11 protein-coding genes and 1 tRNA gene are annotated in these 14,801 nt (G+C 41.2%); 6 read left to right on the top strand and 6 right to left on the bottom strand.

All coding sequences use genetic code 11. From position 1 onward, the window contains the following. The first annotated feature begins 129 nt into the window (after positions 1 to 129). From rlmKL to rmf, 5 genes are all read left to right on the top strand, one after another. Positions 130 to 2,265, top strand: a complete 2,136-nt coding sequence (rlmKL, locus tag RGE70_RS10495; protein WP_310472965.1) for a bifunctional 23S rRNA (guanine(2069)-N(7))-methyltransferase RlmK/23S rRNA (guanine(2445)-N(2))-methyltransferase RlmL — start codon at positions 130 to 132, stop codon at positions 2,263 to 2,265. Beyond that, positions 2,255 to 2,494: a glutaredoxin family protein gene (locus tag RGE70_RS10490; RefSeq protein ID WP_310471396.1), complete on the top strand. Its 240-nt coding sequence runs from the start codon at positions 2,255 to 2,257 to the stop codon at positions 2,492 to 2,494. Before rlmKL ends, RGE70_RS10490 begins: the two co-directional genes overlap by 11 nt. A gap of 1 nt (position 2,495) precedes the next feature. Then, positions 2,496 to 4,406 carry an ABC transporter ATP-binding protein gene (locus tag RGE70_RS10485; protein WP_310471395.1) on the top strand — a complete coding sequence of 637 codons (1,911 nt, stop codon included), beginning with the start codon at positions 2,496 to 2,498 and terminating at the stop codon, positions 4,404 to 4,406. Between the two features lie 28 nt (positions 4,407 to 4,434). Beyond that, a complete protein-coding gene (locus tag RGE70_RS10480) occupies positions 4,435 to 6,318 on the top strand; it encodes a DUF3466 family protein (RefSeq protein ID WP_310471394.1) in 1,884 nt (627 codons plus the stop codon). A 191-nt stretch (positions 6,319 to 6,509) separates the two neighbouring features. After that, the gene (gene rmf, locus RGE70_RS10475) at positions 6,510 to 6,686 is read left to right on the top strand and encodes a ribosome modulation factor (RefSeq protein ID WP_012155190.1); all 177 of its coding nucleotides are present in this window, start codon (positions 6,510 to 6,512) and stop codon (positions 6,684 to 6,686) included. Positions 6,687 to 6,762: 76 nt separating this feature from the next. On the opposite strand, the gene fabA is transcribed toward rmf, so the two are convergent. Further along, entirely contained in the window at positions 6,763 to 7,278 is a 516-nt protein-coding gene (gene fabA, locus RGE70_RS10470; protein ID WP_310471393.1) for a bifunctional 3-hydroxydecanoyl-ACP dehydratase/trans-2-decenoyl-ACP isomerase, read from the bottom strand. A gap of 66 nt (positions 7,279 to 7,344) precedes the next feature. Beyond that, complete coding sequence (locus RGE70_RS10465) at positions 7,345 to 9,051, bottom strand: S16 family serine protease (protein ID WP_310471392.1); 1,707 nt, start codon at positions 9,049 to 9,051, stop codon at positions 7,345 to 7,347. Between the two features lie 241 nt (positions 9,052 to 9,292). On the opposite strand from RGE70_RS10465, the gene RGE70_RS10460 reads away from it, so the two are divergent. After that, positions 9,293 to 9,383: transfer RNA gene (locus RGE70_RS10460), tRNA-Ser, on the top strand. Positions 9,384 to 9,595: 212 nt separating this feature from the next. On the opposite strand, the gene RGE70_RS10455 is transcribed toward RGE70_RS10460, so the two are convergent. The 4 genes from RGE70_RS10455 to RGE70_RS10440 form a co-directional block, all read right to left on the bottom strand. Beyond that, positions 9,596 to 10,120 (bottom strand): hypothetical protein, encoded by a 525-nt coding sequence (locus RGE70_RS10455; protein ID WP_310471391.1) that lies wholly within the window; start codon positions 10,118 to 10,120, stop codon positions 9,596 to 9,598. Between the two features lie 359 nt (positions 10,121 to 10,479). Further along, positions 10,480 to 10,833, bottom strand: a complete 354-nt coding sequence (locus RGE70_RS10450) for a cytochrome c3 family protein (RefSeq protein ID WP_310471390.1) — start codon at positions 10,831 to 10,833, stop codon at positions 10,480 to 10,482. A 72-nt stretch (positions 10,834 to 10,905) separates the two neighbouring features. Further along, on the bottom strand, positions 10,906 to 12,588 hold the full coding sequence (locus RGE70_RS10445; RefSeq protein WP_310471389.1) for an FAD-binding protein: 1,683 nt from the start codon (positions 12,586 to 12,588) through the stop codon (positions 10,906 to 10,908). A gap of 795 nt (positions 12,589 to 13,383) precedes the next feature. Then, positions 13,384 to 14,589 carry a multidrug effflux MFS transporter gene (locus RGE70_RS10440; RefSeq protein ID WP_310471388.1) on the bottom strand — a complete coding sequence of 402 codons (1,206 nt, stop codon included), beginning with the start codon at positions 14,587 to 14,589 and terminating at the stop codon, positions 13,384 to 13,386. Positions 14,590 to 14,801: the final 212 nt, after the last annotated feature.

The raw sequence follows: 14,801 nt of genomic DNA, 5'->3' as shown, positions 1-14,801 counted from the left end.
AAATAACAAAAACGGGGACTTTTAGTCAGTCTGACAACTTTAATCAGATTTAAGCTGAGATCTTTTTATCATTTACTGTTGCTTACAGGTATAATGAGCACCATATTTTTATTCAGTGTCTATATATCGATGTTAAATTTTTTTGCTGCTGCTCCTCGGGGCTACGAATACGCGCTATCGCTTGAATTAGCGGAGCTTGGCGCTTCAGATATCAAAGAAAGTGTTGCGGGGGTTTATTTTTCTGCTTCTCTAGAACTTGGTTATCGGATCACCTTATGGTCGCGACTAGCCAGCAGAATCATTTTAGTGATCTATAAAGGTCCTTGTGAAACACCTGATCAGCTATATAACGCAGCATACGGTATTGATTGGCAGATGCAATTCTCTAATCGTAGTACCTTCTCTGTTGACTTTCATGGCATGGGTGGTTTTATCAATAATACCCAGTTTGGTGCTTTGAAGATTAAAGATGCGATTGTCGATCGCTTTCGTGATGATGACTTTTCTCGTCCAAATGTGTCAAAAGTTGATGCCGACTACAAAATTGATGCTCATTACCGTCGTGGTGAAATCACACTAGGGATCAACTTTTCTGGTCCTGCACTACACAAACGTGGTTACCGCTCAACGACCGGTGAAGCCCCATTAAAAGAAAACTTAGCTGCTAATATGTTGGTGCGCAGTGGCTGGAAAAAATCACCAGTATCGTTGCTGGATCCTTTTTGTGGTAGCGGGACCGTTTTAATTGAAGCGGCTATGTTAGCCTGTGATATTGCGCCTGGTATCCATCGTGAGCGTTTTGGTTTTGAAAAGTGGCTACCGCATAACAAAAAAGTTTGGCAAGAGCTGCTCGATGAAGCACACGCTAGAGCATCTTTAGGCAAATCTCGCTGTAACATCAAATTTTATGGTTCTGATATTGATTCCAGAATTGTAGCACTGGCTAAGCGCAATGCTGAAAACGCTGGCGTATTAGACTTTATTGATTTCAGTGTATGTAATGCACTTAATATTACTCCTCCAGAGTCTACGGGTTACCTGATTTCTAACCCTCCATACGGGGAACGACTCGGTAATATGACCTCATTGCTGCAACTTTATTACCAACTTGGCGATAAGTTTAAAGCAGAATTTGGTGGTTGGAACCTAGCTATTCTTAACAGCGACGCCGAGCTACTGTCAGCGCTGAAACTTAAAGCTGATAAACAGATGAAGATGAATAACGGTGCATTAGAATGTGCTTTTAATCTTTATACTGTCCACGCCGAAAATACACGTCGTGTTGATCCCGCCAATATTAAAGTAGATGGAGACGTCAGTGATGTTGCTGTGCCATTTGCTAACCGTCTTAAAAAGAACTTTAAGCAGTTAAAGAAGTGGGCTAAGAAGGAAGGAATAGACAGCTACCGTATCTATGATGCTGATCTGCCTGAATATAATGTCGCGATTGACGTATATCTTGACCATGTGGTTATTTATGAATATGCCGCACCGTCTGAAATCCCAGAATCTGTTTCTAAGCGTCGCCTAACCGACGTGTTGATAGCACTGCCACATGCGATTGGTATTGATCCTAACAATATTGTATTGAAAACCCGTGAGCGTAAGAAGGGCATTTCGCAATACGAGAAGATGAATGCCAACAAACTTGAGTTAATCACCACTGAATATGGCGCTAAGTTTAAGCTTAACCTTAAAGAGTATCTTGATACTGGACTGTTTTTAGACCATCGTCTAACTCGTAAAATGGTTGGGGAAAAGTCTAAAGGTCGCAGTGTTTGTAACCTTTTTGCTTACACCGGTACAGCTTCGGTACATGCAGCAATGGGCGGAGCAAAATCGGTAACTACAGTTGATATGTCAAACACCTATATCAATTGGGCCAAAGAAAACTTTGCGCTTAATGGCTTTAATGACGACAAATATCAATTTGTACAAGCGAACTGTTTACAGTGGATTAAGCGTACCCACGATCGATTTGACCTAATTTTTATCGATCCGCCAACCTTCTCGAACTCAAAGCGCATGGAAGACTCATTTGATGTGTTGCGAGATCATGTGCCATTGCTCACCAACCTGATTAAATTGCTTAATCCAGGTGGTGAAATTATTTTCTCGAACAACAAGCGTAAATTCAAGATGGAAATCGCTGATCTTGAAGCGGCTGGTATGTCAATAAAGAATATTGATAACCAAACGTTACCACTTGATTTTAAAAGAAACCCACAGATCCATAATACCTGGCTCATTACGCATGCCGAGTAAGGCACACGGTATTATTTTGTATCACACAGATGCATGCCATCTGTGTGAACTCGCAGCAGACTTGTTGCACAAAGCACAAGTTACCTATGTTGCTCAAGATATTTGCGAAAGCGAGCAACTGGCTGATATTTATGGCACCCGCATTCCGGTAATAAAAAACCCTGCTTGTAATAGTGAACTAAATTGGCCGTTTGACCTCGAAGCATTAGAAGAATTTTTAGGAGCGTAACTTGAGTTTAGTACGTATTAATAACGGCTCTTTAGCCTATGGTTATACCCCGTTATTGCAAAAAGCTGATTTCACCATTGAACCGGGCGAACGTGTTTGTATTGTAGGTCGTAATGGTGCAGGTAAATCTAGCCTAATGAAAGTATTGAGCGGCGATGTGTTGCTCGATGAAGGTGAATTTAATATTGCAACCGACGTAAAAGTAAGCCGTTTGCAACAAGACCCACCTAAAGCTGAAAAGGGCACAGTGTATGCGTACATTGCTGCTGGTCTGCAAGAAATTGGTGAAAAACTAGAACGTTACCACCAGTTATCCCATGATGTTGGCACTGCATCAATGGATGATATGGAGCGCATGCTCAAGCAGATGGAAAGGCTACAAGAAGATATAGACCATTTAAACGGCTGGCAGTTAGACAATCGCATTAATCAAAATTGTGAATTACTAGGCCTTGATCCCGATGCCGCGCTGACCGAACTATCAGGTGGCTGGCAACGAAAAGTGGCACTGGCTCGTTCGCTTGTTAGCGATCCTGATTTACTATTACTCGATGAACCTACCAACCATTTGGACATTGATACCATCGAATGGTTAGAGCAATTCTTACTGAGTTACCGCGGTGCTATTGTTTTTGTGAGTCACGATAGGGGCTTTATTGACCGGATGGCCACTCGTATTGTGGATCTTGATCGAGGTATTGCCACTTCATGGCCTGGAAGCTACCAAGCATATCTAACAGGTAAAGCTGAGTGGTTAAGAGTTGAAGCTGAGCAAAATGCCCATTTTGATAAAAAATTGGCTGAAGAAGAAGTTTGGATCCGCCAAGGTGTTAAAGCTCGCCGTACCCGTAACGAAGGACGTGTACGAGCCCTGAAAGCACTGCGTGTTGAACGTATGGCGCGCCTTAATCGACAAGGCGGCGCTAAAATGGCCGTTGCTGATACCGACCGTTCTGGTAAATTGGTATTTGATATCGAAAACCTTGAATATAACCTGCCTGATAAAAACTTAGTTAAAAATTTCAGCACAACGGTGATGCGTGGTGACCGTATTGCACTGATTGGCCCTAATGGTTGTGGTAAATCGACTTTAGTTAAATTGTTGATTGGCCAATTAGAAGCACAAGCAGGGAGTGTTAAAGTTGGTACTAAGCTTGAAATCGCCTATTTTGATCAATACCGCGAAGCACTCGATCCTGAAAAAACCGTAGAAGACAACGTTGGTGACGGTAAAAAAACGGTGACGATTAACGGACAAGACCGACATATTTTAAGTTACCTTCAAGATTTCTTATTTTCACCAATGCGGGCTCGAACACCAGTTAAAGCATTGTCTGGTGGTGAAAAAAACCGATTATTGTTAGCTAGATTGTTGCTTCGTCCTGCAAATCTAATTATTCTCGATGAACCAACAAACGATCTCGATATTGAGACGTTAGAGTTACTTGAATCATTATTGGCTGACTACAAAGGCACTTTGCTATTAGTAAGCCATGATAGAGCATTTATTGACAACACTGTCACCAGTAGTTGGTGGTTCACCGGTAACGGTGGCTGGAGTGAATATGTTGGTGGCTATCAAGATGCGGTATCTCAAGGCGCTAAATTTTATTCTGAGGAACCTCAAGCACAAAAGGTTGTCGAACCTCCAGTTGTAGAAAAAAAACCAGTAGTTGTTGAGAAGGCAGTAAAAAAACTTTCTTTCAAAGCGCAAAGAGAGTTAGATTCTTTACCTGCAATGATGGAACAATTAGAGCAGGATATTGAAGCAATACAAAGTATTATTAGTGCTCCTGATTTTTACAGTCAGGAACAAAAAGTCGTTAACGAACAGCTAAAGACTTTGTCCGATAAAGAAAGTCTACTTGAGAAGTATTTTGAGCGATGGGAAGAGCTCGAATCATTAAAGTAAGCTAAAAATAAAAATGGGAAGCTAGTTAATGAAGTTTAAGTTAGATAAAACCCTATCCTTAGTGGCTGTAGGCGTATTAAGTGTACTTCAAGGTGTGCAAGCTGCACCTGTATATGAGATCCAAAACCTAGACCTAGATACATATGACCTTAACGGTACACTAACTAATACCCGTAATGGGTATGGTATGTCTGTTAACAATAATAATGAGGCTGTAGGTGTTGCAAAAGGTAAAAAGATCCTAACGATCGACGAAGATGACGATGGTATTATCGACATCGAAGATGGTGTGGCTGACTCTGAAACAATTAGCTATTCTATTTATTCAACAATTTCGGCTAACAATTTCACTTTTACTGCCATAGAGAATGCAGCCGACACACCTTGGTTACCTACATTTGAAAGCATTAACGGTACTGTCGCACCTGACTTTCTCGATGATGACGAAGAAAACTCTGTTGATAGTTTTTTCTACGGTATCAATGATGCTAATTTAAAAGTTGGTGCAATGACTGCACCTGAGCAACAGTTAACATATTCTGGTGATAGCGATACTCAAGAGTATTGGTATTATCGCGAATATGAACAACGTGGCTTTGTTAAAGCTGGCGATGATACTGAAATTGCAATATTACCCCCTTACTATGAATATATTTCAGAGCAAGATGACGGTGATGTAACTGTTAATATCGGGGGGTACTCTAGTGCCACGGCTATTAATGAAAATAACCTAATTACAGGTTACGCAAGTACCGACATTAGCGACAACAGTGCTGATATTATTGATTCGTGCGTTGAAAATGACAGCGAAACTGAACCTAGTGAAATTTGTATTCAAGACAACCAGTTTCCAAATACCTATGGTTACAGCGACATTCAATACCAAACGCGTGGTTACGTGTGGCGCTATGAGGCTGGCGACATTGCTGAAAGCTTTTTGCTTCCACTTGGTTTAGATGTTGGTGATAGTTCAAGCGTATTCACAGGTCAAGGCCTGGGAATAAATGCTGACGGTACTGTTGCAGGTCGTTCACATGTTTATCGTGGCGGCGATACTGACGAACTGTATTTAGATGCTGCTTACTGGATACAAAATGTTGACGGTGATTATGAGTATAATTGGGTTGATGTTGAAACCGTTAGCGATGTGCGTTCATCTATTGCCTACGATATCAATGATGACGGGATTTTAGTCGGTAGTTACAACAAATATATTGATGGTTATACCCGAGACAAGTTCTTCTACATTGATACGAATGACGCTGATGCTGAAATTGTAACCCCGAATGATTTCTACGATGCGCTATCAGATTTAAGTAGTCGTGGTAGAGATATTAACAATAATGGTCAAGTTGTAGGGTACATTGAAACTACTCACGATAAAGAAACGCCGCGTCCTAAAGCCGGTTTTCTGTATAATATCGACGAAGACGAGTTCAGTAACTTAAACGATCTATTAACCTGTGAGTCCAAAGGCTTTGAAATTGACCCTGATACCGGCTCTTGGGTTCGTCACGAAGTGCAAATTGAAGATGGTTCAGGTAAAACGTTATCATACAGCAGCGAAATTGAAATTGTTGAAGCTAACAGCATCAATGAAGACGGCACAATTGTTGGTACTGCTTTTATTCGTAAACCCGCTTACCAATATGATGACGATGGTGACATAATTATTGGCGAAAATGGCTTGCCACTATTTGAAGTCGACGCCGATGGTAATGCAGTAACAGCTTACTTACCACGTATGGTTGTGATCACAACTGATGGTACAGAACTGACTGATGAATGGCAGGCAGCCAATAGCTGTGTAGACGACGCTGGAGAGAGTGAAGACTACGTCAGACAAGGCGCTGCAAGTTTTGCTTGGTTGCTGATGTTACCACTGGTTTGGTTGCGTCGCAGACGTAAGTAAATTGTAGATTGGTAGACTAAATCGAGGCAATTAGCCTCGATTTTTTTTACTTTTATTTTTGCCACTTAACTCAGTAGTTTATTATATATACACTCTATCTTGTGTTTTTTTTGATTGATCTCTACTAAAAAAAGTTTTATTCATAATGCAGAAGCAATAGCTTCTATGGTTATGGAAGAGAGGATGCTTGCATGAAGAGACAGAAAAGAGATCGATTAGACAGAGCTTTTTCGAAAGGTTTTCAGGCTGGAATAGGGGGCCGTTCTAAAGAAATTTGTCCGTATTCGACACTTGATTCGAAATCACAATGGCTAGGGGGTTGGCGAGAAGGTATTGACGGTAGGTTAAGTGGCTTATTCAATAAATAGTTTTAAGCAGAAAACAAACGCCCTCGAAGTATTTGAGGGCGTTAGTGATAGCAGCAAATGAACCGATATAAGCTGTTTAAAAGCTGGATGTATCTGAAAAAATCCCGACCTTTAAATCTTTCGCGCTGTAAATTTCGCGTCCGTCTACTTCCATAGTCGCGTCAGCAATCCCCATGACTAGTTTGCGGTATACTTTGCGTTTAATCGTGAGTTTATAAGTGACTTTTTTGGCATCAGGCAATACTTGGCCTGTAAATTTTACTTCACCAACCCCAAGCGCGCGTCCTTTACCTTCAGCGCCTTCCCAGCCAAGAAAAAAACCAACTAACTGCCACATAGCATCTAAGCCTAAACAGCCCGGCATCACTGGATCTGCTGCAAAGTGACAATCAAAAAACCACAGGTCAGGGTTAATATCTAGTTCCGCTACAATTTCACCTTTACCGAACTCACCGCCATCAGCATTGATTGTTAGCACTCGGTCAATCATCAACATATTGTCTTTAGGTAGCTTCGGAGAATAAGGTCCGAAAAGATCACCAAAACCACAGGCAATTAGATCACGTTTTGTAAAACTGTTAGCGTTACTCATTGTTTTATATACTCCATCAATTTGAGATGACAGATTAGCGAACACGTGTAAGCTAAACAACTCCGATCAGCTGAAAAATGATAGTTTTTCACGCAATTTCACAAAAAAAGATTTCTCTTCGTCCTGATAACCGGCTAAAGCATCTAGTCTTTCTTGTACCAAACCATAAAGTGAGCCTTCAGGAAACTGGTTATCCTCATCCGCAATTCCTGCTGGAGTCTGCATTAATATTTCTGCAGCCTCATCAATATGTTTTACTTGGTAAAGGGTAAACAATCCTTTTTCAATGGCCTCTATAACCGAGCGATGCAAATTGAGCTGTTGCATATTAGAGCAAGGAATAATGACTCCTTGCTGTCCGGTTAAGCCACGACGTTGACAAAGTTTAAAAAAGCCTTCAATTTTTTCATTCACGCCACCAATAGCTTGCACATTACCAAACTGGTCAATTGCCCCAGTGGCTGCGATGCTTTGTTTTATTGGTTTTTCTGAAATCGCTGAGATCAGGCTGCAATATTCAGCTAGCGAGGCGCTATCACCGTCAATTTCTTGGTAAGACTGCTCAAAAACGATATTGGCATTTAAATGTAGTGGTGCGTCTTTACCGAATATTCGATATAGGCAAGACGATAAAATCATCATACCTTTTGCATGAATGTTACCGGCAAGTTCTGACTTGCGCTCAATATCTGCAACTTCACCATCACCATAATGTACTGACGCGGTTATTCTGGCTGGTTCGCCGTAGCTGTATTCCGCATTCTCAATAACGGTTAAGCCATTGATCTGGCCAATTTGTTCATCTTCGGTGGGCAGAGCTATAAATAGGTCGTCAAAATTTTGTGCCGACAACTTCTCTGAGGCGTTATGACGTTGACTGAACATATCGAGGCAATGGGTCAGGGCGCTGGCATCTATGTGTTGCTGCTGTGCCAAAGCCGCAGCCTGTGCAAGTAGTTGCTCAATGTTCACGGCCATCAAACTCAAACGCTGCTGATGATCCGCAAGTCTTGCACTGTACTCAAGTACAATCTGTCTGGCACCAGTATCTAAGGTTAAATCAAGGCGTTTTATAATAAAATTTAACCAAAGGTTATAGTCATCAACACTGGTTTCAGTTAAGTCAATCTCATTAACTGATTCGCCTAATAGAGGGAAATGGTTAGAAAAGCTAGGTTCGCCTAACCAACATTGACCATATTGATTGATCGAACCAATCAGAATAATTTTACAGTCTAATGCCAAAGCTGGCAGACTAGAATGTATTTGGTATTCTTTTTTATCAATTATTTCAAGCAGTAGTTCCCACAGCGCTTCACGCTTCCAAATTGAATCGGCACAAACAAACAGGTAGTGACTGCTCGCTAAAGCACCGGGTTGGTATTGGTTGCTGCTGGTATTGTACCGACCGATAAGGTCATGCTTTTTAATCGTTCCTGATAAATACACATAATCGTGTTGTTTACTTGCTAAGACACTGTCTGCGTCAGTATCACCTGCAGTCCAATAGGTCGAATCATCTTTTAATACAAGCTGTTTATTGGCAATGACACCCTCAGTTTTAACCAGTGCGTTTAATATGCCTTTACGGTCACAGCCATTGAAGTCTGCGAGGTACATATGTTGGTCGCGTGTGTGAGTTAATAACTTGAAAGCTGCGCGTACTCGAGCTTGGCCTATTAAAGGGGCGTCAGCTGAAAAGTCATTAGCGGGGGACGCAGTAAAAGTGAACTGTGGTTTTAATGCTGAAGTGGGAATTATGTTTGAGTTCATATTTATCATGTAAGTTTATCTATTAGGCTAATATTAACATAATATTGCGGTTTGCTTTAATTAGCTGAAGCGAGATATCTTGCGAGGCCTTATTAGGCGTTTAAATTATTGCTGCAAGTCAAAATATTGAACAATATAGAGCCAAATTGTTTGTAACTTCAGCAGTCGAACGCTACTTTACACTTTTTCAGTTATTGGGTGTTTACAACACCCCTTTAAGCGCCTATTATTCATCTCGTTCGGAGAGATGGCAGAGTGGTCGAATGCACCGGTCTTGAAAACCGGCATGGGTTTGTAGCCCATCTAGGGTTCAAATCCCTATCTCTCCGCCACATTAGAAAAGCCCGCTATTTATAGCGGGCTTTTTGCTATTTGTGGTTTAGAAGGATAAATCGAACCCAATTATTACTCCTGTTCAATTCAGTTTCCGAGGTGTATTAGCTTAAGGGTTCGCAAAAGGGGAGTCTTTGATTTTTCTAATCGTAATTGGGCTGCGTCCTGAGGAGGTAGTCGTTTAGCTGGAACGATTTTGATAACCTTTGACCTATGCACTAATGTATCCAGCTCCAGTAGAGAGAGCACCTGGCACGTATTTCAAGTCGTATTTTACGGTCGACTTTTCGTCTGTCGAATCCACTACCTCAAGGCACAAGATATTCCCTCCTAGATCTTTACAGCTTGAATTTACACTAAATGTCCATATTATTTTATCGGATTTGCCATATTTGCTACCGGTCCATTTTTCTATATCAATTGAAATATCGACTTCCTTATTATTCTTGTCCAGTATTTTTGCAGTAGCATAAACGCTGTGCGGAGTGTGCACGATTACCAAGGACCGTTCTTCACTCATGAACCCTACAGGTATTATTGGAGGAAGCGGAACGAGAGGAGAAAATGAAATAGATTTCAATTCATCTGGGCAATTTAAATAGACTTCATAGTCGCTGCTCCAATTTTCTTCAACAATGGTTTCATGCAGTAGATAATGACTTTTAACTGCACCACTGAATGCACAACCACATAAAAGAAACAGGAAAATCACACTGCATAAACGCTTAATATTCATGTGTTCACCTAATACCCTGTTATAAAGCGTTTTCACAATACTTTGAAATAAATGACTCTGAAAAACACTCAATTAGCCATTGTTAATCAATAAAATAACGACTTTTATAGCTAACAGCAATGCACAAGTGACCTTCGCTAGATACAGAACAATGTTTGGTTTACTGCTAGTGATCTATATCTAAAGCATCGATTTTTAAGGCAAAAATGGTGAACTCTAGGCGCGTACTGTTAACTCGGTACTTTGGGACGAGCTGAGTTTGCTCTAGTGGCAAGTGCTGTTAGCTAAGTGGCAAATATTGGTTTAAGTATTTGCCACTCCAGCTGTCCTATGTTTTGTTACTGGGCAAAACCACCTGTCTAAGGGGTAACAAAATTGAAGCGTTCGTGACAACCGATACAGTAGTTTTCTGACTCTTTATGTTGGTTGTGACACTTCATGCAATCGGTCTCAGTACTAAAGTGTCGGTTATCATGCGGGTTGGTTGGTTGAACGTCCTTGGTGTCGGCAGCTAGTCCTTTGGTATCATGACACTCTGTACATACATTCATTTTGACTGGCTCACGTTTATCCGTTACGTGACAATCGTTACATGTAATGCCCATTGCTGCGTGAGTTTCATCAAGTAGCTTGCTATCTTCAGCCATTGCTCCACTTACAAAGAAACTCAATGCAAGAGAAAGAATGATGTTGTGCAGTCTTAATTTCTTCATTGTTTTTATTCCATTTTCATAATTCATTTCAAAGGTTCCCAGAGAGCTGGCAACCGTCAACAGCAGTGATGCTTAAAGGCTTGCAACATGCTTACCCGCTAAGTAGCCGAAGGTGTAGCAACGGCCAAGCGATAGACCGAAAACTGTTAGTGGGTAATCAACACCACCGTAGAAACCGCCACCTAAGTTACCTACTATGAATAGGCCACCAATTTTGTTGCCATCGGCATTGAGTGCTTGATGGTTTTTATCAACCAACATGCCCGAACAAAGGGTAGAAATCCGCACTCGACGGTGAATGCCATAAAAAGGAGCTTTTACAACAGGCAGCATTTTGCTTGAAGGCTTACCAAAGTCGTCATCTTTTCCAGTGGCGCATAGCTCGTTGTAACGCTTAACGTTGGCCGCAAGCGTTTTAGGGTCGCACTCTAGTTTTACTGCAAGCTCTTCAATGGTATTAGCGACGTAGGTATTGGTCAGTGAAGGGTAAACTCCTTTTTTAGGTGTTGGATCTTCTGGCATGTAGATCTTCATCTCTTCAGGAGAGTAAAGCTTACCTGGCCAATCTGCTGCATCGGTCATGTAGTTTGAATCGAAAATTTGTGAGTAGTGGCCCGCATTTTCTTCATCACGTAAATAGTTATTGAGTAGTGACATCTCAACGGTTTCATTAACGAAACGACGACCTTTGCGGTTAACTGCTAAGAAAGGCATATCACACATTGAAGCAGGTCCAGCATCAAAGTCATGTAACATTTTTGTGTGGCCAACAGGTTCTATTACGCCGCCAGCCCAGTAAGCCATTGAGAAACCGTCACCGGTACGATCCATTTGCTTACGTTCAAAGTTCTTTAAGTCAGGAATAAAGAAGTTACACATGGCTTTATTGTTTTGGTAATCACCAGAAGACAAGATCACGCCTTTTTTAGCCATATACTTGTGGTATTGGCCGTCACGGTCTTTAGCTATCACACCAATCACTTTACCTGACGCATCTTGCACTAGCTGCTCAGCTGGCATGTTGAAGAAGAACTCAACTCCGGCTTTAACGGCTGTTTTAGCCAAGTCACGCATGCCATCGCCGGTAGTGTATGGCTTAGGGCCAAAGTAGGAAGTAACAAAATTAAGCTTATGCTCCGTTACACCGCGCGTTCCATGTTGTGGCTTACTGCCTTGATTAACAACTGACGCGCCGCCTTTTTTTGCGCGGTCGATAACCCAGCTTATTGCTTCGCCTGAGTTATATGCCCATTCTCTGATCAATTCTGGATTACAACGATGCGAACTGTCAGCCATTAAGCGGTTAACTAATGCTTCAACACCGGCTTTATCACACTTTGGTAAATCAAGGCCAGAGCCGGTGTTGCCTTGAGAAACCACTATTGCTTGCTTTTGTAACACCGCCACTTTTGCGCCATTTTCGGCCGCAGAAAGTGCAGCAGGCACACCAGCTGCCCCAGCTCCAACCACAACAACGTCAAACGTTTTAGTTGACACAATATCTTTGTCTAAAACAGGTTTAGGTTTTGGCATGAAGTCGAGTGTCGCGCCGCCATCTGAGCTTTTAGCGGCATTACAGCAATCTTTGTTAGTCGCAGCTTCAGCTACCGTTGAGCCTGTAAAGCCAGTCAATGCAACGGCACCAGAGCCAATAGCTGCGCGCGTTAGAAAACTACGTCGTGAAATACCATTTTGGAGGACATTAGCTGTGTATGGATCCATTATTTTCGGTTTGTGCGTATTGCCATTACTCATTTAATACTCCTTTTGCCCTCACGGTACACGGCGGAGACAACATCTTTTACAGCGACACTTATCTCGGTCATAACGCATTGGGCGACTGTGTTCTACTTGTTTTATAAAGTAGGGTTCGCGATAGCGAGTTTGTTTAAAAAACGAGAGTCACAACTTGTTTAATGCAACCCTGTAACTCTTGGTTACATAAAATGTATGACCTATGGTTAAACACTCAAAGTGGTACGTTTTAAATTTTTGCAGGAAGTCTCAAAATTGGTTGTTTAGCGACCTGGAAGGTAAAAAAAATGTTGGATTTTTCAATCGGTTAATGTGAGCTCAATCTCATTACAAATGATTTTTGTATGGCAGTAATTAACCGGTTAAAGTTATAGATATCAGTTAATTAGCTTGTGTTTAAACGCGGTTGTTTTATTCGGTAAAAGCGTGGCTTGTTAAATTTTTTGTGGTGGTTTTTGTTGTTGGTAATATTAATTAACAGTCGGTTTTAAACCTTGGTTGGCTAATGGCTATTCTCAACACGGCCGACTGAACTGAAGCTCAATAGTATTGAATGTGCTTGGCTGGCCGATAAGGTTGGTTATCTAGCCTGCTACAAATTTTTTCAAATTGTTATGGAAAAGGGCAGTGGTAATTGCATACATCGCTCGCCTAAAGCGATGTATATTATGTCGACTGAAATACTATATATTAGTTTTAGTTGCGGTTAAGAAGGCGATTGACTGGCGCCATTTTCAGTGAAAACTTTGGACTAAGTTAGGCTGAGATTAGGGTCTATCTTAGCCCTAAACAAAGTTAATTATTAAATGTTAGCTTTGCTGTTATAAAAGGTTTGTTTTTAGCCTTTAACCATAAGGCGCCGCTTATCAACCCAGTCATAAATTGAATCGTTCCGAGGTTTTGAATCATTGACTCTGGGTTTAGTACGACCAGCATCATGCCGGTGGCGCCAGACATCATAGAAACAAACTGAATAATTGCCACCGCTGAACCGGTATCTTTATTTTGTTGATCTAACATCAAATTGGTTCCTGGTACACGTATAACAATTACCGCCATTGAAGTTGGGGCTACAATGAAAGCAAATATCCAAGGTGATAGTTCACCGACTGTAAAAGTGAGCACACCGCATAGGGTTACAATCATAAAGCACAGTGTGATGATGTGTTGAGTGGCAAACCGCTTTGACAGTTTCATGTATATTGCAGGACCAAACGAAGCAAACAGTGCATTAAAAGCAAATGCATAGCTAAATTCTTGCTCAGTTAAACCAAAGCCATCAATGTAGATATAAGCACCAGCAGACAAAAAAGACATCATTGCCATTGGCACCAGAGAAAATATTACCAGTAAAGTGATAAAGCGGGGATTATTAAAAACGACGGCTAAACGTCCCCAAGAGCGCAGTATTGAACCTTTATAACGTGAGGTCAGTGTCTCTTGGTAACACATAGAAAGCCCTGCACATACGACACCAAAAAAGGCCAAACAGAAAAACATCATGTGCCATGAGGCAATTTTCAACAAAAAAGCCCCTAGCACAGGTGCGATCATGGGGGCGATGATCACTAAAGACATGATGGTGGCCATCACTTGTTCGCGCTCTCTGCCATCATAGAGATCTTTAACAATTGCGGTAGCAATGACAGTGACAGCACTACCGCCAAAAGCTTGGAATATTCGTGCGGTAATCAATAATTCAATATTGTTTGCCAAACCACAAAGAGTACTCGCAACAACATATATGGCAATGCCTATCAATAATATGGGTTTGCGACCTACTTTTTCACTTAAAGGCCCCCAAAACAGTAAACCCATAGCATATACAACAAAATATATGCTTAAAGTGAAGTTAACCATTGCTTGAGTTGTGTTTAGCACAGCTACCATTTGTGGTAATGCAGGTAGATATAAATCCGTCGTTAATGGTGGAAATGCACTGATAAGAACCAGGAAAATTAATGTACCGGCTTTACCTAATATAGGCTGCTTTTGTTTCAATTGAATACTCCACAGTAAATAGTCGCGGCGAGTTGGCTAGAGCATAAAAGGTGTTAGGTTCCTTTTACGTAACGCGATATTTACCGACATCAGTTATATGCTAAAAATGGGTTGGTAAGAATTGCTTTTTTAGGGAGTTATTAAAATAATCTATAAAGCCGACTCGTTTGTAAGGTAGTTAGCTAAACAACGATTATTGTAATTACAATATA

Source organism: Shewanella youngdeokensis (assembly GCF_033180165.1).
Lineage (GTDB): Bacteria > Pseudomonadota > Gammaproteobacteria > Enterobacterales > Shewanellaceae > Shewanella > Shewanella youngdeokensis.
The sequence above is the reverse complement of the archived record's forward strand: the minus strand, read 5'-3'. Positions and strand labels throughout refer to the sequence as shown.